The sequence below is a fragment of the Palleniella muris genome, from assembly GCF_004792655.1.
Lineage (GTDB): Bacteria > Bacteroidota > Bacteroidia > Bacteroidales > Bacteroidaceae > Prevotella > Prevotella muris_A.
In genome coordinates, this window is record NZ_SRZC01000018.1 from 1 (window position 1) to 21,604 (window position 21,604).

The following is a 21,604-nucleotide window of genomic DNA, read 5'->3' on the forward strand; positions in this document are numbered from 1 at the left end:
AGTCATGTTTGTTAAAAAATGTCTTAAATACAATTAGTTTAAACAACTTCAATAATAGAAAAGATTTTCGCGTCTTTTAATTGTACCTTATGGAATTGAAATATCTCCTTGTATGCCTTTTTGAACTGCGCAAGTTTAACTTTTAATTGTACCTTATGGAATTGAAATTTTCTCTATGCTTTCACGAATTTTTGTCCGGCAATCTTTTAATTGTACCTTATGGAATTGAAATTAGAACATTTATATCTTTATGCGCAATTGAATAGCTACTTTTAATTGTACCTTATGGAATTGAAATCTCAGCAGGTTTGTCCAAAGGGACATTCATACCACTTTTAATTGTACCTTATGGAATTGAAATTAGACCAGTTGAACTCACTGTTTTTTGGAGGCAACTTTTAATTGTACCTTATGGAATTGAAATTACAGAAATTTTTGCATCCTCGAGGTCACGGTACCTTTTAATTGTACCTTATGGAATTGAAATTTTGCCAAATACAAGGCAGTTTCCTTGTGCAAGGCTTTTAATTGTACCTTATGGAATTGAAATCAAATATCTTTTCCTTAACCGGTATTCCGAGCATAACTTTTAATTGTACCTTATGGAATTGAAATATACAACTCCGGTACTTTCTATAAGTGTAGAAAACTTTTAATTGTACCTTATGGAATTGAAATTGGATTGGGGTATGTGAACAGTCTTATAGACGGCAAGCTTTTAATTGTACCTTATGGAATTGAAATTAAAGTGTATGAGAGCCAGGGTGCCACAGACTACACACTTTTAATTGTACCTTATGGAATTGAAATGGCGATAAGTGGAGTCTTGATTTGCGCACTTTCTGTCGCTTTTAATTGTACCTTATGGAATTGAAATTACAGTATGATGAAAATCCTAATGCAAAATATGCCTCTTTTAATTGTACCTTATGGAATTGAAATTCGCTATTCTCCACTCATCACTATAAGCTTTGATGCCTCTTTTAATTGTACCTTATGGAATTGAAATTTGCAAAGGGGTTTGTTTCTGAATCACATATCATACTTTTAATTGTACCTTATGGAATTGAAATAGGTTGACTACAAGAAACTTCCAGACCTTGTGTCGCTTTTAATTGTACCTTATGGAATTGAAATTAGCACCATCCTCATTAATAGAAGAAGGAGAGAAATCTTTTAATTGTACCTTATGGAATTGAAATAAAATTTCATTCACACAGAGACATAGGAGGGAAAAACTTTTAATTGTACCTTATGGAATTGAAATGCAGTAGAGGGAACGTTATAAGATTTAAGAACTTCCTTTTAATTGTACCTTATGGAATTGAAATAATCTCCTGAGAATCCCTTTTGTTTTGTCGAGCCCTTTTAATTGTACCTTATGGAATTGAAATAAAGTACAGAACTACCGCAGAAAGCTACTGCAATCTTTTAATTGTACCTTATGGAATTGAAATTATTTAGACCTCAATTCGTATTCAATAGCAGTAAGACTTTTAATTGTACCTTATGGAATTGAAATTATAATATGCAAACAAAGGATAAACAGGAACAGATGAACTTTTAATTGTACCTTATGGAATTGAAATTCGTCATTAATTCCGGTTATCGCACTCCTTATCGTCTTTTAATTGTACCTTATGGAATTGAAATCGGAGAGCCCTCGGAGAGCCTCCGGAGGAGCAAGTCTTTTAATTGTACCTTATGGAATTGAAATTGGACAGTGTCATAAGACAACTTCAACTCTGAATATCTTTTAATTGTACCTTATGGAATTGAAATAACTGAGAGAGAGCATTAGAAACAGCAGCAGAAGGGTCTTTTAATTGTACCTTATGGAATTGAAATCGGGTAATATGCCTTCTATTGCTACTTTGAATAGTTATGCTTTTAATTGTACCTTATGGAATTGAAATGTGGAATTCTACTTCTGCTCAGATGTCTAGAATGCTTTTAATTGTACCTTATGGAATTGAAATTAGCTTCTTCTTGTCGAACACGAGAATTAATAGTCCTTTTAATTGTACCTTATGGAATTGAAATTTGATGCATTCACTTGATTTTAAGTATTATAAGTCTTTTAATTGTACCTTATGGAATTGAAATTTTCGATAGGCTTATTAAAGTGTTCAGAAGAGCGACTTTTAATTGTACCTTATGGAATTGAAATAGAAGGAACTTTGGGCGTTCCAGAACTCGGCTGACTTTTAATTGTACCTTATGGAATTGAAATTGAGGGTGTAGGTGAGGTTCTTGCCGTCGAACTTCGCTGCTTTTAATTGTACCTTATGGAATTGAAATTTCACTACAACCGTTCCCGCTTTAACAAGAAAGGCTTTTAATTGTACCTTATGGAATTGAAATTTGAGGAAATGCCATTCTCCTGCAACTGCTGCAGGTCCTTTTAATTGTACCTTATGGAATTGAAATTTTCTGTTCTTGTCGGGTGAAATGTCCCGATGTCCTTTTAATTGTACCTTATGGAATTGAAATGAGTCAGAACCGGAGTCTGACTCAAGAATATCAACACTTTTAATTGTACCTTATGGAATTGAAATTATTGAGAGAGAGCGTTAGAAACAGCAGCAGAAGGGCTTTTAATTGTACCTTATGGAATTGAAATTAAGGCGACTTCTGTCGGGGCTCGCCTGCGGAACGCTTTTAATTGTACAAAATTGGTAGATATGTTGTTTCTCAAAGTAAAGGGCTCGCCTGCGGAACGCTTTTAATTGTACCTTATGGAATTGAAATATTAGAAAGTATAATTATTGTGTTAAGAAGGTCAAGCTTTTAATTGTACCTTATGGAATTGAAATCATAACATCATCATCGTACGTATGCCCGAGGGGGCTTTTAATTGTACCTTATGGAATTGAAATCTGGTTCTCAAGGACATGGTGCTGCTGCTCAGTCTTCTTTTAATTGTACCTTATGGAATTGAAATAGTTTATTAGCAAGGTTACGAAGATAAGAATATTGCTCTTTTAATTGTACCTTATGGAATTGAAATACTCTTAATAATGGCACGCCGTATCTGTGAATATAGCTTTTAATTGTACCTTATGGAATTGAAATAAAGATAAGCAGTATGAGTATGCCGAGCGTGCTGTAAACTTTTAATTGTACCTTATGGAATTGAAATCGGAGTGGTCCCGCGGAAGCGCCGCCGGAGGCAACTTTTAATTGTACCTTATGGAATTGAAATTTATATTCAGGTTTTACAGCACTTGGGACATCAGCTTTTAATTGTACCTTATGGAATTGAAATAACATAATGAAAATAATAATTAAAATTAATCAGACTTTTAATTGTACCTTATGGAATTGAAATTTGGTCGTCGTCTTTTGTCTGTCATTCGTGGTATCTTTTAATTGTACCTTATGGAATTGAAATGAAATTTCATCTGCTCAAATAAAGCAGCTTGTTGCACTTTTAATTGTACCTTATGGAATTGAAATTTTCATTAAATACCATAGTATTTTTATTACAACTTTTAATTGTACCTTATGGAATTGAAATGCAGTATATGACAGCAGCGGCAAGGGCTCCAATCACTCTTTTAATTGTACCTTATGGAATTGAAATCAAGGAACAACGAGGTAAAGGGGGTCAAGGTCGGAACGCTTTTAATTGTACCTTATGGAATTGAAATTCCATGAAATTGAGGAAGGTCGGAGAACGTACGAATACTTTTAATTGTACCTTATGGAATTGAAATAACAACAAAATGATTGGAACCTTATGATGTGGAACTTTTAATTGTACCTTATGGAATTGAAATAATTCAATTAATAAAGATTAATTATTATGTCAGTATTTCTTTTAATTGTACCTTATGGAATTGAAATTTATCAATAAAATTAGGGTCAATATTCGGAGCCTGCTGCTTTTAATTGTACCTTATGGAATTGAAATTTGTAGCCGCACAAGGTCGGTGCGGTCAGACATCTCTGTCTTTTAATTGTACCTTATGGAATTGAAATGGAATAGACAAAGAATTCCTTACTGTCCCTTGTGGTCTTTTAATTGTACCTTATGGAATTGAAATACATCCGAAACCGCTGAGTTTTCCGGCTTTGGGATAACTTTTAATTGTACCTTATGGAATTGAAATCTCTTCATCTGCTAAGAATCCTTTCAATACTCCTTTGCTTTTAATTGTACCTTATGGAATTGAAATTTAACACGAGAAGGAATATTAAGAAGAGCATTATCATTCTTTTAATTGTACCTTATGGAATTGAAATGAGTAAATGCTCTGCTGTGACTCTATATGTCAGGATATGTGATATATGATTGACTTTTTATATTGACTTTTTATATTAAGAACGTTATAAAAAATACTGAAAAATATTTGCATGTAAGGGAAATATTTCGTATCTTTGCATCATGAAAAGTGTGATTTGCGCTGGCTTATGCTATCAATACACTGGAAATGAACGCCTTAGAACTTTGAAATGCGGGTTCTTTTGGTGGTTCTATTTGTGTGTATATATGCACTTTCATGCTGCGGCTGTAGAAAAAGTCGGAAATAAATAGAAATAAATACACATATTATTATTAAATTTTTAAATTGAAATGCCAGGATTAATTGGAAGAAAAATCGGAATGACATCCGTTTTCAGTGCCGACGGTAAAAATGTACCGTGCACTGTTATCGAAGCTGGTCCTTGTGTTGTTACTCAGGTGAAGACTGTCGAGAAGGACGGCTACAAGGCTGTTCAGCTCGGTTTCGCTGAGGCTAAAGAGTCTCGTACAAGCAAACCTATGATGGGTGTCTTCAAGAAGGCGGGTACAACACCAAAGAAGCACTTGGCCGAGTTCAAGTTTGAAGAGGAATATAACCTCGGAGACACAATCACTGTTGATTTGTTCAATGACGCGACTTTTGTTGACGTTGTTGGTACATCAAAGGGTAAAGGTTTCCAGGGTGTTGTGAAGCGTCATGGTTTCGGAGGTGTAGGCCAGGCTACTCACGGTCAGGATGACCGTCTCCGCAAGCCGGGTTCTATTGGTGCTTGTTCTTACCCTGCAAAGGTGTTCAAGGGTATGCGCATGGGTGGTCACATGGGAAATGAGCGTGTGACAACTCAGAATCTCAAAGTGTTAAAGGTGATACCTGAGCAGAATCTCATCATTGTCAAGGGTTCTGTTGCTGGTTATAATGGTTCAACAGTCTTAATTCAGAAATAATGGAAGTTAACGTATTAGATATTAAAGGTCAGGAGACCGGAAGAAAGGTTACGTTAAACGAATCTATCTTCGGAATTGAGCCAAACGATCACGTGCTTTACCTCGATGTTAAGCAGTATCTCGGCAATCAGCGTCAGGGAACAGCGAAGGCTAAGGAACGTTCTGAGATGTCCGGTTCAACACGTAAGCTTGGTCGTCAGAAGGGTGGCGGCGGTGCTCGTCGCGGTGACATCAACTCGCCTGTACTCGTAGGTGGCGCTCGCGTGTTCGGTCCACGTCCACGTGACTATCGCACAAAGCTCAACCTTAAGACAAAGATTCTTGCACGTAAGAGCGCGCTTTCATACAAGGCGCAGGAGAATGCAATCGTTGTTGTTGAGGATTTCAACATCGAGACTCCAAAGACAAAGGAGATGCTTGCTATCGCAAAGAACCTTGGCGTTGAAGGAAAGAAGATTCTCTTCGTCCTCCCTGCTGAGAACAAGAATGTCTATCTCTCTGCACGCAATGTACAGAAGATGAATGTTCAGGCTGCTGCCAATATCCACGCATACGGAGTGCTTAACGCTGACGTGCTCGTGATAGCAGAGTCTTCATTCGCAACTATCGACAATATCTTGAACAAGTAAAGTAAAGGAGACACTATAGTATGGCATTCATTATTAAACCACTGGTCACTGAGAAGATGACCGAGATTTCTGAGAAAAAGCCTAACCGTTACGGTTTCATTGTGCGTCCTGAGGCTAACAAGCTTGAGATAAAGAAAGAGATTGAGGCACAGTACAATGTTACAGTAGAGGATGTGAACACAATGCGTTATGCAGGCAAGCGCTCTTCACGCTACACTCGCGCAGGTCTCGTAAAGGGACAGAAAAACGCATTCAAGAAGGCTATCGTCACTCTCAAAGAGGGTGAGTCTATTGATTTTTATAGCAATATCTAAAATAAAATGGCAGTACGTAAATTAAAACCAGTTACTCCTGGTCAAAGACACAAGGTTATTGGCACGTTCGAGGATATTACTGCATCCGTGCCAGAGAAGTCTCTCGTTTACGGTAAGCGTAGCACCGGTGGTCGAAACAACACTGGTAAGATGACAGTCCGCTACATGGGCGGCGGTCACAAGCGGAAGTATCGTCTCATCGACTTCAAGCGAGAGAAAGATGGTGTTCCAGCAGTGGTAAAGTCTATTGAGTATGATCCAAACCGTTCGGCTCGCATAGCACTTCTCTACTATGCTGATGGTGAAAAACGTTACATTATCGCTCCTAACGGGCTTCAGGTTGGCACAACTCTGATGTCAGGTGCGGAGGCAGCTCCTGAGATTGGCAACACTCTCCCTCTGGCAAACATACCGGTGGGTACAGTGATCCACAACATCGAGCTCCGTCCTGGTCAGGGTGCTCTGCTTGTCCGTTCGGCTGGTAATTTTGCTCAGTTGACTTCCCGCGAGGGTCGTTACTGTGTTATCAAGCTTCCTTCTGGAGAAACACGCCAGATTCTTTCTGCGTGCAAGGCGACAGTAGGTTCTGTAGGCAACTCTGACCACGCTCTTGAGCGTTCAGGTAAGGCGGGTCGTTCACGTTGGCTCGGCCGCCGTCCTCACAACCGTGGTGTTGTCATGAACCCTGTTGATCACCCAATGGGTGGTGGTGAAGGCCGTCAGTCAGGTGGTCACCCACGTTCACGTAAGGGTCTCTACGCTAAGGGCTTGAAGACACGCGCACCTAAGAAGCTTTCTAACAAGTACATCATTGAGAGAGCTAACAAGAAGTAATAAATTAGCAAACTGAGTAAATTATGAGTCGTTCATTAAAAAAAGGTCCATACATCAACGTTTCTCTTGAGAAGAAGATTCTCGCCATGAATGAGAGCGGCAAGAAGAATGTTGTAAAGACTTGGGCTAGAGCCTCAATGATCTCACCTGATTTCGTGGGTCACACTGTGGCTGTTCATAACGGTAACAAATTTATCCCTGTTTACATCACCGAGAATATGGTAGGCCACAAGCTTGGTGAGTTTGCTCCAACACGCCGTTTCGGCGGTCATGCAGGCAACCGTAAGTAAGCAGGCGTAACAATTCAAAACCATAAGAAACAAAATGGGAGCAAGAAAACATAACGCTGCTAAAGCAAGAAAAGAAGCCCAGAAGAATTTGTATTTCGCAAAGCTTAACGGCTGCCCTTCTTCACCACGTAAGATGCGCTACGTCGTAGATATGGTGCGTGGCATGGAAGTGAACCGTGCGCTCGGCGTGCTGCGATTCTCAAAGAAGGCAGCATCCGCTGACGTTGAGAAACTTCTCCGTTCTGCTATTGCTAACTGGGAAATAAAGAATGATCGTAAGGCTGAGGATGGTGAGCTCTATATCTCCAAGGTCTTCGTTGATGAGGGTGTTACAATGAAGCGCATGCGCCCTGCACCACAGGGACGCGGCTACCGTATCCGCAAGCGCTCTAACCACGTGACACTGTTCGTGGATGCAAAAACTAATGACAATTAATTAATAGTATGGGACAGAAAGTTAATCCAATCGCTAACCGCCTCGGCATTGTCCGTGGTTGGGATTCAAATTGGTTCGGTGGTAAGAACTTCGGAGACAACCTCGTCGAGGATCAGAAAATCCGCAAGTATCTTAACGAGCGTCTCGCTAAGGCCAGCGTGTCTCGCATCATCATCGAGCGTACATTGAAGTTCGTCACCATCACTATTTGCACAGCCCGTCCGGGTATTGTCATTGGTAAGGGTGGCCAGGATGTCGACAAACTGAAGGAAGAGCTCAAGAAGCTTTACGACAAGGACATCCAGATCAATATCTTTGAGGTAAAGAAGCCAGACCTTGATGCGACAATCGTTGCAACAAACCTCGCTCGCCAAATCGAGGGCAAAGTTGCATACCGTCGTGCTATCAAGATGGCTATCGCCAACACCATGCGCGCAGGTGCAGAGGGTATCAAAGTCCAGATTTGCGGTCGTCTCAACGGTGCCGAAATGGCACGCAAGGAGATGCTCAAGGAAGGACGTACTCCACTTCACACTTTCCGTGCAGATATAGATTACTGTCAGGCAGAGGCTCTCACCAAGGTGGGTATTCTCGGTATCAAGGTCTGGATTTGCCGTGGCGAAGTCTATGGCAAGAAGGATGTTACCGTCAATTTCACACAGGAGAAGCAGAGCAACGGCCGTTCTAACAGTCCACGCTCTGGTAGAGGCGGTAACCGCAAGAGAAACAATAACCGTTAAAAGTAGAGTCTATCATGTTACAGCCAAAAAGAGTAAAATACAGAAGACCGCAAGACGGTCGTGGTAACAAGGGCAACGCTCACCGCGGCACTCAGCTCGCTTTCGGTTCGTTCGGTATCAAGACCCTTGAGCCAAAGTGGATTGACAGCCGTCAGATTGAGGCAGCCCGTGTGGCGATTAACCGTTATATGAACCGTGAAGGACAGGTGTGGATCCGTATCTTCCCTGACAAGCCTATCACACGCAAGCCTGCCGATGTCCGAATGGGTAAAGGTAAGGGTGACGTAGCAGGATGGGTAGCTCCGGTTACTCCGGGTCGCATCCTCTTCGAGGTAGAGGGCGTGCCTTTCGCAGTAGCAAAGGAAGCACTCCGTCTCGGTGCTCAGAAATTGCCAGTTAAGTGTAAGTTTATTATTCGTCGTGACTACGACAAGAACGCATAATTATGAAGATTAAAGAAGTAAATGAACTCGAGACCAAGGAATTGGTCGAGAAGCTCGAGACAGCAAAGGCTGCTCTTCAGCAGATGAAGCTCAACCACGCTATCACTCCACTCGAGAATCCATCTCAGATTAAGGGCGCTCGTCGTGACATAGCACGTATGAAGACAGTACTCCGTCAAAGAGAACTTAACAAATAACAATTATCCAAGATGGAAACAAGAAATTTAAGAAAGACAAGACAGGGTGTTGTTATCAGCGACAAGATGGACAAGTCCATCGTTGTTGCTGCCAAGTTCAAGGAGAAGCATCCTATATATGGTAAGTTTGTCCAAAAGACAAAGAAATACCATGCGCACGATGAGAAGAATGAAGCTCATGTGGGCGATACAGTGCTAATCATGGAGACACGTCCTCTCAGCAAGACAAAGCGCTGGAGATTAGTTTCAATAACTGAAAAAGCTAAGTAAATATGATACAGGCAGAATCAAGACTTACAGTATGTGATAACAGCGGTGCACGCGAGGCTCTCTGCATCCGTGTCCTTGGTGGTACCAAGCGCCGTTACGCAAGTGTGGGAGACGTTATCGTCGTTGCTGTCAAGAATGTCATCCCATCAAGTGATTTGAAGAAAGGTGCAGTATCTAAGGCTTTGATCGTCCGCACAAAGAAGGAGATTCGCCGTGCAGATGGCTCGTACATCCGTTTCGATGACAACGCATGCGTACTGCTCAACAATGCTGGCGAGCTTCGCGGCAGCCGTATTTTCGGTCCTGTTGCTCGTGAGCTTCGTGCGGTTAATATGAAGGTCGTTTCTCTGGCACCTGAGGTTCTTTAATAATTAAAAGTTACAGAAAAATGACAAAGTTACATATTAGAAAAGGCGATACTGTCATCGTTCTTGCCGGTAAGGACAAGGGCAAGACTGGCAAAGTTCTTCAGGTTCTCGTTGAGAAGGAACGTGCAATCGTTGAAGGTGTGAATATGGTTAAGAAAAGCCAGAAGCCAAGTGCCAAGAATCCACAGGGTGGTATCGTTGAGCAGGAAGCTTCTATTCACATTTCAAATCTGAGTCTCATCGATCCAAAGAGTGGCAAGGCTACTCGCGTATCAATCAAGCATGAGGGCAAGAATGTAATCCGTATCTCTAAAAAGTCAGGGGAGGAAATCAAGTAATGGAAACAGCACAGTTAAAGAAGGTTTATGCCGAGACAATCGCTCCGGCACTCCAGAAGCAGTTCAACTACTCTTCGTCAATGGAGATTCCTCAGTTGACAAAGATTGTTGTTAACCAGGGACTTGGTGATGCAACCCAGGACAAAAAGATTATCGAGGTCGCTATCAACGAGATAACAACTATTACAGGTCAGAAGGCTGTCGCTACATATTCTAAAAAGGATATCGCGAACTTCAAGCTCCGCAAGAAGATGCCTATCGGTGTTATGGTGACTCTCCGTCGTGAGCGCATGTATGAATTCCTTGAGAAGCTCGTCCGCATTGCTCTTCCTCGTATCCGTGACTTCAAGGGTATCGAGTCTAAGTTTGACGGTCGTGGCAACTATACTCTTGGTATTCAGGAGCAGATTATCTTCCCTGAGATAAATATTGATAATGTTGACCGCATCCAGGGTATGAACATCACTTTCGTCACAACAGCAAAGACTGACGAAGAGGGATTCGCTCTCCTGAAAGCATTCGGTCTTCCATTCAAGAACGCTAAAAACGATTAAGAGATATGGCAAAAGAATCAATGAAGGCACGCGAGGTAAAGCGTGCTCGTCTGGTAGCTCGTTACGCTGAGAAGCGCGCTGCTCTCAAGAAGATTATCGCAACTACAGATGATCTCGCTGAAGCATACGAGGCAGCTCGCAAGCTCCAGAGCATTCCTAAGAATGCCAACCCTATCCGACTCCACAACCGTTGCAAGATTACCGGTCGTCCAAAGGGTTACATCCGCCAGTTCGGCATTTCCCGTATCCAGTTCCGTGAGATGGCTTCTGCAGGTCTCATCCCTGGTGTGAAGAAGGCAAGCTGGTAATCGTCCGCACAGTAAAGTCCTTGCTCTCCCTCCTCCATGAGGGAGGGCAGACTTCATAAAGCTGGAAGGCTTCCGCAGGCTTTTGCACTCTTTGCTTAGGTCGCTTTGGCCGGAAAGCACAATTTAATATTGTCGGGAAAGTCCCGATCAATTAAACTTTTTAATTCTTTAATATTGTCGGGGTAGTCCCGATTAATTAAACTTTTTAATTATGACAGATCCAATAGCAGATTATCTGACAAGACTCAGAAACGCAATCATGGCTCATCATCGTGTCGTTGAGGTGCCAGCGTCAAATCTGAAGAAAGAGATCACAAAGATTCTCTTTGAGAAGGGTTACATCCTTAACTACAAGTTCGTTGAGGATGGTCCTCAGGGTTCTATCAAGGTCGCTTTGAAATGGAATCCAACAACAAAGGCAAACGCAATCAAGTGCCTTAAGCGTGTCTCTACACCAGGTCTCCGTAAGTACACCGGTTACAAGGACATGCCACGTGTTATTAACGGACTGGGTATTGCAATCCTGTCCACATCCAAGGGCGTTATGACAGACAAAGAGGCTGCAGAGCTTAAGATTGGCGGCGAGGTTCTTTGCTATGTCTATTAATTAAGGAGGAACAGCAATGTCAAGAATAGGTAAAATGCCAATAGCTATCCCTGCCGGTGTAACTGTAACTCTTAATGATGGTGTAGTAACTGTCAAGGGCCCAAAGGGAGAAATGTCACAGAAAGTTGACGCATCCATAATCGTTAAGGTAGAGGATGGTCACATCACATTTGAAGTTGATGAGACCAGCCCGGTAAATTACAAGCAGCGTAATGCTTTCCATGGTCTTTACCGTTCACTCGTCAACAATATGGTTGTTGGTGTAAGTGAAGGCTACAAGAAGACCCTTGAGCTTGTAGGTGTCGGATACCGTGTTTCCAACCAGGGTAACCTTATTGAGTTCTCGCTTGGCTATACTCACCCAATATTCCTCCAGCTCCCTGCTGAGGTGAAGGTTGAGACAAAGTCAGAGCGTAACCAGAACCCACTCCTCATGCTTGAGTGCTGCGACAAGGCTCTTCTTGGTCTTATCTGCGCAAAGATTCGCTCATTCCGTAAGCCAGAGCCTTACAAGGGTAAGGGTATTCTCTTCCAGGGTGAGGTTATCCGTCGCAAGTCTGGTAAGAGTGCTTCGGCTAAGTAATAATCATTAAAAAATAACGATTATGACAACAAAGAAAGTAGAAAGACGAATCAAAATCAAATATAGAATTCGCAAGAATGTCAACGGCACAGCGGAGCGTCCACGTCTCAGTGTGTTCCGTAGCAACAAGCAGATTTATGCACAGGTTATCAATGACCTGACAGGCTGCACACTCGCTTCGGCTTCTTCACTCGGTCTTGAGGCTATGCCAAAGAAAGAGCAGGCTGCAAAAGTCGGTGCATTGGTGGCTGAGAAGGCAAAAGCAGCAGGCATCACATCTGTAGTTTTCGACCGTAACGGATATCTTTACCATGGTCGTGTAAAAGAGCTTGCTGACGCAGCTCGTAATGGTGGACTTAATTTCTAATAAACAATTATGGCAATTGATAAAGTAAAAGTAAATGGCGAGTCAGAGCTCAAAGACAAGCTCGTAGCCATTAACCGTGTTACTAAGGTAACAAAAGGTGGTAGAACCTTCACATTCGCTGCCATCGTTGTTGTGGGTGACGGAAAAGGCTCAATCGGTTGTGGTCTCGGCAAGGCCGGTGAAGTCACCGCAGCCATCACAAAGGGTACAGAGGCTGCAAAGAAGAATCTTGTAAAGGTTCCTGTAATCAATGGTACTGTTCCTCATGAAATTGAGGTGCGTTACGGTGGTGCTCAGGTATTCCTAAAGCCTGCAGCAGCAGGTACAGGACTTGTAGCCGGTGGTGCTATGCGTCCAGTTCTTGAAAGTGCCGGTGTGACAGATGTCCTTGCAAAGTCAAAGGGCAGTTCAAACCCACACAACCTTGTAAAAGCGACAATCAAGGCTCTCAGCCTTATGCGTGATGCACGTACAATCGCAAGCGAGCGTGGTATCAGTATGGAAAAAGTATTTAAGGGATAAGGAGGATAATTATGGCAACAATAAAGATCAAACAGACTAAAAGTAGAATCGGCGCTCCTATCGACCAGAAGCGCACACTGCAGGCCCTTGGTCTTCACAAAATCTCTCAGGTTGTAGAGCGTGAGGATACTCCTGTTCTCCGTGGCATGATTCGTAAGGTTCACCATTTGGTGACCGTTGTTGAGTAATTAATATAATTATCTTTTAAATAGACACGATTATGAAATTAAATAATTTGACCCCAGCTGCAGGCTCTACACATTCACGTCGTCGTATCGGTCGTGGTCCAGGCTCTGGACTCGGTGGCACATCTACACGTGGTCACAAGGGTGCTAAGTCTCGTTCTGGTTACAAGCGTAAGATCGGTTTTGAGGGTGGTCAGATGCCTTTGCAGCGTCGTCTGCCTAAGTTCGGCTTCAAGAACATCAACCACAAAGAATATCTTGCTGTCAACCTCTCCACTATCCAAAAGATTGCAGAGAAGCAGAATGTTTCAAAGATTGGCATTGACGAACTCGTTGCAGCCGGTCTGACAAACGGCAAGGAACTTGTCAAGATTCTTGGCATGGGACAGCTTACTGTGAAAGTCGATGTGGAGGCGCATGCATTCTCAAAGACAGCAGAAGAGGCTATCAAGGCACAGGGTGGTAACACAACAACTATTTAAGTAATGAAAAAATTCATTGAGACACTAAAGAACTGTTGGAAGATTGAGGATCTGCGTCAGCGGCTCCTCATCGTCCTGCTGTTCACCGCAATATATCGTTTTGGTTCTTTCATAGTGCTTCCGGGCATAAACCCAGGACAGCTTGAGAAACTCCAGTCACAGACAAGCGGTGGACTTATGTCGCTCCTTGACATGTTCTCTGGTGGTGCATTCTCCAACGCGTCAATCTTTGCGCTTGGTATTATGCCGTATATCTCAGCCTCAATTGTAATGCAGCTTCTCGCTGTCGCTGTGCCTTATTTCCAGAAGATGCAGCGTGAAGGCGAGAGTGGCCGTAAGAAAATCAGTTGGTACACTCGTGTGCTCACGGTTGCCATCCTTCTGTTCCAGGCACCTATGTATCTGATTAACCTCAGAACACAGGCTATGGATGCATTGGCATCAGGTATTTCATGGCAGGTATTCATCATTCCTGCTTCACTTATCCTTGCTGCTGGTTCCATGTTTATTCTTTGGCTTGGTGAGCGTATCACTGACAAGGGTATAGGTAATGGTGTGTCCATTATCATTATGCTTGGTATCATTGCTCGTTTGCCACAGGCATTCGTACAGGAAGTCACATCTCGCTTTACTGCTATCTCCGGAGGCGGTATTGTGATGCTTATCGTCGAGATTCTGATTCTGTATGCTGTAGTATGCGCAGCAATACTTCTTACACAGGCTACCCGTCAGGTGCCTGTACAGTATGCCAAGCGTGTGGAAGGACGTGGAGCAGCACGCCAGATAGGTGGTGCACGCCAGTATATCCCATTGAAGCTTTTTGCTGCTAATGTGATGCCGATTATCTTTGCTCAGGCATTGATGTTCGTACCACTTACATTAGTAGGCTTTACATCAGATGGAGCATCAGCAGGTCTTCGCCAACTTATGGACACCAGAAGTCTTCTCTACAATGCTATATATGTATTTCTCATTGTAGCGTTTACATACTTCTATACTGCAATTACTCTTAACCCTACACAGATGGCAGAGGATATGAAGCGCAATAACGGATTCATACCTGGTGTGAAGCCAGGACATGATACAGCTGAGTACATTGACACTGTTGTATCACGTATGACATTCCCTGGTGCTATCTTTATTGCATTCATAGCTATCATGCCGGCACTTGCAGGACTTCTTAATGTGCAGCAGGCATTCGCACAGTTCTTCGGCGGAACATCACTCCTGATTCTTGTTGGTGTTGTCATTGACACCCTCCAGCAGATAGAGTCACACCTGATGATGCGTCACTATGACGGACTGTTGAAGAGTGGACGCACACGAAACGGTGGCGTTGCTGCATATTAATCTGAGATATGAGGATATTTCTCAAGACTGAAGAAGAAATACAACTTATGCGAGAGGCTAACCAACTCGTTGGTAAGACCCTCGCTGAGTTGTTCCGGCATATAAAACCGGGAGCCACGACACTTCAGTTGGATAGGATTGCAGAAGAATTCATCAGAGATCATGGTGCGACACCGGCATTTCTGAATTTCCCCAATCCATATGGAAACCCTTTCCCTGCGTCAATATGCACATCTGTCAACGACTGTGTAGTGCATGGAATACCATCATCCGACCGGTTTCTGAAAGATGGAGACATCATTTCCATTGATTGCGGAACGATTCTTAATGGTTTCTGTGGTGATTCCGCTTATACATTCTGCGTTGGTGAAGTGTCAGAGGAAATAAGGAAGCTTCTCCGCACTACCAAGGACTCTCTGTACAAGGCGATAGAAACAGCTACCGCAGGAAAGAAAGTCGGGGATATTGGATATACAGTCCAAACTCATTGTGAGGCGGAAGGCTATGGCATCGTAAGAGAACTGACAGGTCATGGTATAGGAAAAGATATGCATGAAGACCCGTCAATTCCTAATTACGGTAGGAGAGGTAATGGCACAACTCTTAAGAATGGAATGTGCATTGCCATTGAGCCAATGGTAACAATGGGTGACCATAAAATCGGGCTTATGCCCGACAAATGGAGCATAGTGACGCTTGACCATAAGCCTGCTGCTCATTTTGAGCATACGATTGTGGTCAGGTATGGCAAGTCTGAGATATTATCATCATTTGAAGAAATAGAACGTTTAGAAGGCGAAATATACTGACATGGCAAAACAATCAGCTATAGAACAGGACGGCAGAATCATAGAGTCGCTGTCCAATGCAATGTTCCGTGTGGAACTTGAGAATGGTGTGGAGATTATTGCACACATCTCAGGCAAGATGAGAATGCATTACATTAAGATTCTTCCGGGTGATAAGGTCAAGGTGGAAATGTCACCGTATGACCTGACAAAGGGAAGAATTTCATTCAGATATAAATAAGGAACCTCAAATTAATTAGAGAAATGAAGACAAGAGCATCTTTGAAGAAGCGTACTCCTGACTGCAAAATCGTACGTCGCAAGGGTCGTCTTTTTGTTATCAACAAGAAGAATCCTAAGTTCAAGACTCGTCAGGGATAATGTTTTAAGGTACGTTAAAAGTTAAAACCTAAAAGTTAAAAACTTTGGATATAATACTCTGGAAATTCGGAATTGCAAAAGTTTTTTGTAACTTTGCAATTCGGATTTTCGGGTATATACCCATTATGTTTATTATTTATTCATTTATCAACAAACAATGGCAATAAGAATTGTTGGAGTAGATTTGCCCCAGAACAAGCGTGGCGAAATCGCATTGACTTATATTTATGGTATAGGTCGAAGTAGTTCAGCAAAGATATTGGACAAAGCAGGTGTCAGCCGTGACCTTAAGGTTAACGAGTGGTCAGACGATGATGCAGCTAAGATCCGTGAAATTATCGGCGCTGAATTCAAAGTAGAGGGTGATCTCCGTTCAGAGATCCAGTTGAATATCAAGCGACTGATGGATATTGGTTGCTATCGTGGTGTCCGTCACCGTAACGGTCTTCCTGTCCGTGGACAGAGCACAAAGAACAATGCTCGTACACGTAAGGGTAAGAAGAAGACTGTTGCAAACAAGAAGAAGGCCACTAAGTAATAACGCTTAAAAGATTGTAAAGTCATGGCAAAGAAAACAGCAACTAAGAAAAGAAACGTACGCATTGATGCCGTAGGTCAGCTTCACGTACATAGCTCTTTCAATAACATTATCATCTCTCTCACAAATGGTGAGGGTCAGGTTATCTCTTGGTCTTCAGCAGGTAAGATGGGCTTCCGCGGCTCAAAGAAGAATACTCCTTATGCAGCTCAGATGGCAGCAGAGGATTGTGCAAAGGTAGCTTATGATCTTGGACTCCGTAAGGTGAAAGCATTTGTGAAAGGTCCGGGCAACGGTCGCGAGTCTGCTATCCGTGCTTGTCACTCATGTGGCATTGCAGTGACAGAAATCGTAGACGTTACTCCACTTCCACACAACGGATGCCGCCCTCCAAAGCGTCGTCGCGTATAATCCCTGATTTAATTTTACATATTATTATAAATAGCAATTATGGCTAGATATACAGGTCCGAAATCAAGAATTGACCGTCGCTTTGGCGAAGCCATCCTCGGTTCAGAAAAAGTTTTGTCCAAGAGAAACTTCGCTCCTGGACAGCATGGCAACAACCGCCGTCGCAAGATGTCTGAGTACGGTGTCATGTTGGCAGAGAAGCAAAAGGCTAAGTACACTTACGGTGTGCTTGAACGCCAGTTCCGCAACTTGTTTGAGAAGGCAGCAAAGGCTGACGGTATTACCGGTGAGGTGCTACTCCAGCTCCTTGAGAGCCGTCTTGACAATGTTGTTTATCGTCTCGGCATCGCTCCTACACGTCGTGCTGCGCGTCAGCTCGTAGGTCACAAGCACATCACTGTTGATGGTTCAGTAGTGAATATTCCATCTTTCTCAGTAAAGGCGGGCATGGTGATTGGTGTACGTGAGAAGTCAAAGTCTCTCGAGGTTATCGAGGATTCTCTCTCTGGTCGCAGCCACAGCCAGTTCCCTTGGATAGAGTGGAATCAGCAGACTAAGTCCGGTAAGTTCCTCCACCGTCCGGAGCGTGCAGATATTCCTGAGAACATCAAGGAGCAGTTAATCGTTGAGTTGTACTCTAAATAATCATTAAATTAATGGCGATATTAGCATTTCAAAAACCCGATAAAGTTGTAATGCTGGAGGCCAATGACAAAGTCGGCAAGTTCGAGTTTCGTCCTCTTGAGCCTGGCTTTGGTGTTACCATAGGTAACTCCTTGCGCCGCATTCTCCTTTCATCGCTTGATGGCTATGCTATCAATACCATCAGAATAGATGGGGTGGAGCACGAGTTTTCCTCCGTTCCAGGCGTGAAAGAGGATGTTACCAACATTATCTTGAATCTCAAGCAAGTAAGATTCAAGCAAATAGTAGATGAATTCGAGAATGAAAAAGTCTCTATCACAGTCGAAAACACCACAGAGTTCAAGGCTGGGGATATAGATAAGTATCTGACTGGATTTGAAGTGTTAAATCCCGATTTGGTGATTTGTCATTTAGATGCTAAAGCATCAATGCAGATTGATCTCACAATCAATAAGGGACGTGGCTATGTCCCTGCTGACGAGAACCGCCAGTTCTGTACTGATGTCAATGTGCTCCCTATCGATTCTATCTACACCCCAATCCGTAACGTGCGCTATAGCGTTGAGCCTTATCGTGTTGAGCAGAAGACCGACTACGACAAGCTCGTTATAGAAGTATCTACGGACGGCTCCATCCACCCGAAGGATGCGCTTAAAGAGGCAGCCAAGATTCTGATTCATCATTTCCTCCTCTTCTCTGATGAGAAGATTACTCTGGAGAATCCTGAGATGGAGGGTAATGAAGAATTCGATGAGGAGGTTCTCCATATGCGCCAGCTCCTGAAGACACGCCTTGTGGACATGAATCTTTCCGTTCGTGCACTCAATTGTCTTAAGGCTGCTGATGTGGAAACTCTCGGAGACCTTGTTCAATTCAACAAGACAGATCTCTTGAAGTTCCGCAACTTTGGTAAGAAATCGCTTTCAGAGCTTGATGATTTGCTCGAGAGTCTGAATCTGTCGTTTGGAACCGATATTACAAAATACAAACTTAATCAGGATTAATGTCTGATATTCTTGTCTCTCGATTTCTACTGTGAGATGGAGGGAAAAGAACAACATTGGCCAGCTGATTAAAACGAAAACAAAAAATGAGACATAATAAGAAATTCAATCATCTCAGTCGTACTGCTGATCACCGTCGTGCCATGCTTGCAAACATGGCAATCTCGCTGATTATGCACAAAAGAATCACTACGACTGTAGCTAAGGCTAAGGCTCTTAAGAAATATGTTGAGCCACTCGTGACACGTTCAAAGGATGACACTACAAACTCACGCCGTGTCGTATTCTCTTATCTTCAGAACAAGTATGCTGTCACAGAACTCTTCAAGGTAGTTGCTCCTAAAGTAGGTGACCGTCCGGGTGGATACACACGTATCATCAAGCTCGGTACTCGTCAGGGTGACGCAGCTTCAGTTTGCTTCATTGAACTTGTCGATTTCGACGAGAACATGGCAAAGGCTCCTAAGGCAGCTAAGAAGACACGTCGTGCCGGCAAGAAGGCTGCTCCAAAGGCAGAGACTGTAGAAACTCCTGCAGAGGCTTCTGCAGCTGAGACAGCGGAGGCTTAATCCTTAGCCAAACAATAAATTAAAATAGCTTTCGGCCTAACCTATGGCAGAAGTGATGTCTTTGCTTTTATTCTTAGAGGATATGCAAATTCATCAGACTTTTAGTTATGTTAGGCTCGTCCGATAAAACAAATTTAATAAAATCAAAAAAAATGGATTTGATTAAAGTTGCTGAAGAAGCATTTGCAACCGGCAAACAGTTCCCTGAGTTCAAGGCTGGTGATACTGTAACTGTCGCTTACAAAATTATCGAGGGTTCAAAGGAGCGTATCCAGCTCTACCGTGGTGTTGTCATCAAGATTTCCGGTCACGGAGAGAAGAAGCGTTTCACTGTACGCAAGATGTCTGGTACAGTTGGTGTAGAGCGTATCTTCCCAATCGAGTCACCAAACATCGATTCCATCGAGGTTAACAAGCATGGTAAGGTTCGCCGTGCCAAGCTGTACTACCTCCGTGCTCTTACTGGTAAGAAGGCACGCATCAAGGAGAAGCGTACTGTCACTAAGGGCTAATAGTATTTTTTCAATAGGCAGAGTCCGGCAATCATTTTGGTTGCCGGACTTTGTTGTAATAGTCTGTTTTTTTGTTGACATATAATTTGAGAAGCAGTAGGAAATAGATGCTGTTTCAAAAAGATAATATAAGGGCTAAGCTTCAGTCCAAAAGTTTGTTTGTCTTTTTTGTAGTTCAGAGCCATATAAGCCTTTTTCCTGTTTTTTAGTGCTCCGGCACCTGGATGCATCAGTTGCCTGTTAAACTAAAAAGCCAGAAATGCTCCAGACAGTATTCCCGGATGCCAATGGTCTTTAAAAACATTTTTGCATGAGTTATTTGTATGGGTTAGCATGAGTTAGCATTGGTTAATATTGGTTAGCACTGGTTAGCATGGGTTATATTTACTTTTTTATTTTTCACCAAATTATTTTGGACACTATTCTACTTTTGTTTAATTTTGCAGAAATTTTTAAATTAACATTATAGTAAAGCATGAACATGTCCCAATTGCACATTATTTTCATGGCAAATGTCCGTAAATGCCACCTGGCTCTTAGACAGATGGCTGATAGGATTAACGTGTGGTTACAGAATAAAAAAATCATGCCACACAATAAAAAAAGCTGGCTTGTAACGACTCTTTCGGTCCTCATTATAGTTGCCGGCGGATATTTCATATTTCGTCCGAAGCATCAAACTCCACAATTACCGGTCGTAAAGGTAGAAACCGTAAAAACAGGCAGCGTGAATATTTATGGAGAATATGTGGGGCGCATCCGTGCTCAGCAGTTTGTAGAGATACATGCCCGTGTTGAAGGCTATTTGGAAAATATGCTTTTTAAGGAAGGTTCATATATACATAAGGGACAGACTCTGTTTGTAATAGACCCGCGTCTTTATAAAGCCAATGTGAATAAAGCTCGTGCCCAATTGAATAAAGCACGTGCACAGGCACTAAAAGCAGAGCGTGATTTGAAGCGAATCAAACCATTGTTTGCACAGAATGCCGCTTCTCAGCTCGATTTGGATAACGCAACGGCTGCATATGAAAGCGCAATGGCAGAAGTGGTAGTAAGTGAGGCTGATTTGACTCAGGCGGAATTGACCTTGAGTTACACTCGCGTCAGCTCTCCTATTTCGGGCTATATATCAGAGCGTGTGGCAGATATAGGAACTTTGGTAGGTCCAAGCGGAGGAAAATCACTCCTCGCCACAGTGGTAAAAAGTGATTCTGTGCGTGTGGATTTTTCTATGACTGCATTAGATTATCTTCGCAGCAAAGACAGAAATGTGAACTTAGGAGCTGCAGACTCTACACGCAAATGGAACTCTTACGTAACCATCACACTTGCCGATGGCACCATTTACCCACATAAAGGAATTGTAGATTTTGCCGATCCGCAGGTTGACCCCAAGACCGGTACATTTTCGGTCAGGGCAGAGATGCCAAATCCTGACCGAAGCCTTTTGCCGGGAGAGTTCACCAAGGTGAAAGTCTTACTGGACGTGCGGGAGAATGCGGTCAAAATCCCCAATAAGTCCATTGTAATCGAAAAGGGAGGCGCTTATGTCTATGTAGTGCGCCCCGATTCTGTTGTAGAACGTAGATTCATAGAAATTGGACCTGAAACAGGAAACGAGACGATAGTAGAAAGAGGTCTGGTAAAGGGCGAAAGAATTGTTGTTGAAGGATACCATAAATTGTCACATGGTATGAAAGTCAATCCTGAAGCCCCTGCTAACTCAAAAAAAGAGGACTGAT

Annotated in this window: 31 protein-coding genes and 2 CRISPR repeat arrays; all 31 genes read left to right on the top strand. The window is 42.8% G+C overall.

What is annotated here, in order from left to right; translation table 11 throughout:
- Positions 1–73: 73 nt before the first annotated feature.
- A CRISPR array of direct repeats spans positions 74–2,624; the repeat unit is 29 nt; unit sequence CTTTTAATTGTACCTTATGGAATTGAAAT.
- Between the two features lie 98 nt (positions 2,625–2,722).
- Positions 2,723–4,248: direct repeats of the CRISPR family, unit length 29 nt; unit sequence CTTTTAATTGTACCTTATGGAATTGAAAT.
- A 331-nt stretch (positions 4,249–4,579) separates the two neighbouring features.
- The 31 genes from rplC (at position 4,580) to E5358_RS10715 (ending at position 21,603) form a co-directional block, all read left to right on the top strand.
- On the top strand, positions 4,580–5,194 hold the full coding sequence (gene rplC / locus E5358_RS10565; RefSeq protein ID WP_135940156.1) for a 50S ribosomal protein L3: 615 nt from the start codon (positions 4,580–4,582) through the stop codon (positions 5,192–5,194).
- Entirely contained in the window at positions 5,194–5,823 is a 630-nt protein-coding gene (rplD, locus tag E5358_RS10570; RefSeq protein ID WP_135940157.1) for a 50S ribosomal protein L4, read from the top strand. Before rplC ends, rplD begins: the two co-directional genes overlap by 1 nt.
- Positions 5,824–5,843: 20 nt before the next feature.
- On the top strand, positions 5,844–6,137 hold the full coding sequence (gene rplW / locus E5358_RS10575; protein ID WP_135940158.1) for a 50S ribosomal protein L23: 294 nt from the start codon (positions 5,844–5,846) through the stop codon (positions 6,135–6,137).
- Between the two features lie 6 nt (positions 6,138–6,143).
- A complete protein-coding gene (gene rplB / locus E5358_RS10580; protein ID WP_135940159.1) occupies positions 6,144–6,971 on the top strand; it encodes a 50S ribosomal protein L2 in 828 nt (275 codons plus the stop codon).
- 23 nt (positions 6,972–6,994) lie between these two features.
- The gene (gene rpsS / locus E5358_RS10585) at positions 6,995–7,261 is read left to right on the top strand and encodes a 30S ribosomal protein S19 (protein WP_135940160.1); all 267 of its coding nucleotides are present in this window, start codon (positions 6,995–6,997) and stop codon (positions 7,259–7,261) included.
- Positions 7,262–7,295: 34 nt separating this feature from the next.
- Entirely contained in the window at positions 7,296–7,697 is a 402-nt protein-coding gene (gene rplV, locus E5358_RS10590; RefSeq protein WP_135940161.1) for a 50S ribosomal protein L22, read from the top strand.
- Between the two features lie 8 nt (positions 7,698–7,705).
- Positions 7,706–8,437 carry a 30S ribosomal protein S3 gene (gene rpsC, locus E5358_RS10595; protein WP_135940162.1) on the top strand — a complete coding sequence of 244 codons (732 nt, stop codon included), beginning with the start codon at positions 7,706–7,708 and terminating at the stop codon, positions 8,435–8,437.
- A 14-nt stretch (positions 8,438–8,451) separates the two neighbouring features.
- Positions 8,452–8,880, top strand: coding sequence for a 50S ribosomal protein L16 (gene rplP / locus E5358_RS10600; protein ID WP_135940163.1), 429 nt, complete (start codon positions 8,452–8,454; stop codon positions 8,878–8,880).
- A 2-nt stretch (positions 8,881–8,882) separates the two neighbouring features.
- The gene (rpmC, locus tag E5358_RS10605; RefSeq protein WP_135940164.1) at positions 8,883–9,077 is read left to right on the top strand and encodes a 50S ribosomal protein L29; all 195 of its coding nucleotides are present in this window, start codon (positions 8,883–8,885) and stop codon (positions 9,075–9,077) included.
- A gap of 12 nt (positions 9,078–9,089) precedes the next feature.
- On the top strand, positions 9,090–9,347 hold the full coding sequence (gene rpsQ, locus E5358_RS10610; protein WP_135940165.1) for a 30S ribosomal protein S17: 258 nt from the start codon (positions 9,090–9,092) through the stop codon (positions 9,345–9,347).
- A gap of 2 nt (positions 9,348–9,349) precedes the next feature.
- Complete coding sequence (gene rplN / locus E5358_RS10615; protein WP_135940166.1) at positions 9,350–9,715, top strand: 50S ribosomal protein L14; 366 nt, start codon at positions 9,350–9,352, stop codon at positions 9,713–9,715.
- Between the two features lie 20 nt (positions 9,716–9,735).
- Positions 9,736–10,053 carry a 50S ribosomal protein L24 gene (rplX, locus tag E5358_RS10620; RefSeq protein WP_135940167.1) on the top strand — a complete coding sequence of 106 codons (318 nt, stop codon included), beginning with the start codon at positions 9,736–9,738 and terminating at the stop codon, positions 10,051–10,053.
- The gene (gene rplE / locus E5358_RS10625) at positions 10,053–10,607 is read left to right on the top strand and encodes a 50S ribosomal protein L5 (protein WP_135940168.1); all 555 of its coding nucleotides are present in this window, start codon (positions 10,053–10,055) and stop codon (positions 10,605–10,607) included. The genes rplX and rplE overlap by 1 nt, the downstream gene beginning before the upstream one ends.
- 5 nt (positions 10,608–10,612) lie before the next feature.
- Complete coding sequence (gene rpsN / locus E5358_RS10630) at positions 10,613–10,915, top strand: 30S ribosomal protein S14 (RefSeq protein WP_135940169.1); 303 nt, start codon at positions 10,613–10,615, stop codon at positions 10,913–10,915.
- Positions 10,916–11,126: 211 nt separating this feature from the next.
- Entirely contained in the window at positions 11,127–11,522 is a 396-nt protein-coding gene (gene rpsH / locus E5358_RS10635) for a 30S ribosomal protein S8 (protein ID WP_135940170.1), read from the top strand.
- 16 nt (positions 11,523–11,538) lie between these two features.
- Positions 11,539–12,105 (top strand): 50S ribosomal protein L6, encoded by a 567-nt coding sequence (gene rplF, locus E5358_RS10640; protein ID WP_135940171.1) that lies wholly within the window; start codon positions 11,539–11,541, stop codon positions 12,103–12,105.
- A gap of 22 nt (positions 12,106–12,127) precedes the next feature.
- Complete coding sequence (gene rplR, locus E5358_RS10645) at positions 12,128–12,472, top strand: 50S ribosomal protein L18 (protein ID WP_135940172.1); 345 nt, start codon at positions 12,128–12,130, stop codon at positions 12,470–12,472.
- Positions 12,473–12,481: 9 nt separating this feature from the next.
- On the top strand, positions 12,482–12,994 hold the full coding sequence (gene rpsE / locus E5358_RS10650) for a 30S ribosomal protein S5 (RefSeq protein ID WP_135940173.1): 513 nt from the start codon (positions 12,482–12,484) through the stop codon (positions 12,992–12,994).
- Positions 12,995–13,005: 11 nt separating this feature from the next.
- Complete coding sequence (rpmD, locus tag E5358_RS10655; protein ID WP_135940174.1) at positions 13,006–13,182, top strand: 50S ribosomal protein L30; 177 nt, start codon at positions 13,006–13,008, stop codon at positions 13,180–13,182.
- A gap of 32 nt (positions 13,183–13,214) precedes the next feature.
- Positions 13,215–13,661, top strand: coding sequence for a 50S ribosomal protein L15 (gene rplO / locus E5358_RS10660; RefSeq protein ID WP_135940175.1), 447 nt, complete (start codon positions 13,215–13,217; stop codon positions 13,659–13,661).
- Between the two features lie 3 nt (positions 13,662–13,664).
- Positions 13,665–15,011: a preprotein translocase subunit SecY gene (secY, locus tag E5358_RS10665; RefSeq protein ID WP_135940176.1), complete on the top strand. Its 1,347-nt coding sequence runs from the start codon at positions 13,665–13,667 to the stop codon at positions 15,009–15,011.
- A gap of 8 nt (positions 15,012–15,019) precedes the next feature.
- Positions 15,020–15,820, top strand: coding sequence for a type I methionyl aminopeptidase (gene map, locus E5358_RS10670; RefSeq protein WP_135940177.1), 801 nt, complete (start codon positions 15,020–15,022; stop codon positions 15,818–15,820).
- 1 nt (position 15,821) lies between these two features.
- Positions 15,822–16,040: a translation initiation factor IF-1 gene (gene infA, locus E5358_RS10675; RefSeq protein WP_135940178.1), complete on the top strand. Its 219-nt coding sequence runs from the start codon at positions 15,822–15,824 to the stop codon at positions 16,038–16,040.
- Between the two features lie 23 nt (positions 16,041–16,063).
- Positions 16,064–16,180, top strand: coding sequence for a type B 50S ribosomal protein L36 (ykgO, locus tag E5358_RS10680; RefSeq protein ID WP_135940179.1), 117 nt, complete (start codon positions 16,064–16,066; stop codon positions 16,178–16,180).
- A gap of 157 nt (positions 16,181–16,337) precedes the next feature.
- Positions 16,338–16,718, top strand: coding sequence for a 30S ribosomal protein S13 (rpsM, locus tag E5358_RS10685; protein ID WP_135940180.1), 381 nt, complete (start codon positions 16,338–16,340; stop codon positions 16,716–16,718).
- Positions 16,719–16,742: 24 nt separating this feature from the next.
- Entirely contained in the window at positions 16,743–17,129 is a 387-nt protein-coding gene (gene rpsK / locus E5358_RS10690) for a 30S ribosomal protein S11 (protein ID WP_135940181.1), read from the top strand.
- Between the two features lie 39 nt (positions 17,130–17,168).
- A complete protein-coding gene (gene rpsD / locus E5358_RS10695) occupies positions 17,169–17,774 on the top strand; it encodes a 30S ribosomal protein S4 (protein WP_135940182.1) in 606 nt (201 codons plus the stop codon).
- Between the two features lie 11 nt (positions 17,775–17,785).
- The gene (locus E5358_RS10700; RefSeq protein ID WP_135940183.1) at positions 17,786–18,778 is read left to right on the top strand and encodes a DNA-directed RNA polymerase subunit alpha; all 993 of its coding nucleotides are present in this window, start codon (positions 17,786–17,788) and stop codon (positions 18,776–18,778) included.
- Positions 18,779–18,864: 86 nt separating this feature from the next.
- A complete protein-coding gene (gene rplQ, locus E5358_RS10705; protein WP_135940184.1) occupies positions 18,865–19,347 on the top strand; it encodes a 50S ribosomal protein L17 in 483 nt (160 codons plus the stop codon).
- Positions 19,348–19,499: 152 nt separating this feature from the next.
- The gene (gene rplS / locus E5358_RS10710) at positions 19,500–19,859 is read left to right on the top strand and encodes a 50S ribosomal protein L19 (RefSeq protein ID WP_135940185.1); all 360 of its coding nucleotides are present in this window, start codon (positions 19,500–19,502) and stop codon (positions 19,857–19,859) included.
- 544 nt (positions 19,860–20,403) lie between these two features.
- Entirely contained in the window at positions 20,404–21,603 is a 1,200-nt protein-coding gene (locus E5358_RS10715; protein WP_422121075.1) for an efflux RND transporter periplasmic adaptor subunit, read from the top strand.
- Position 21,604: the final 1 nt, after the last annotated feature.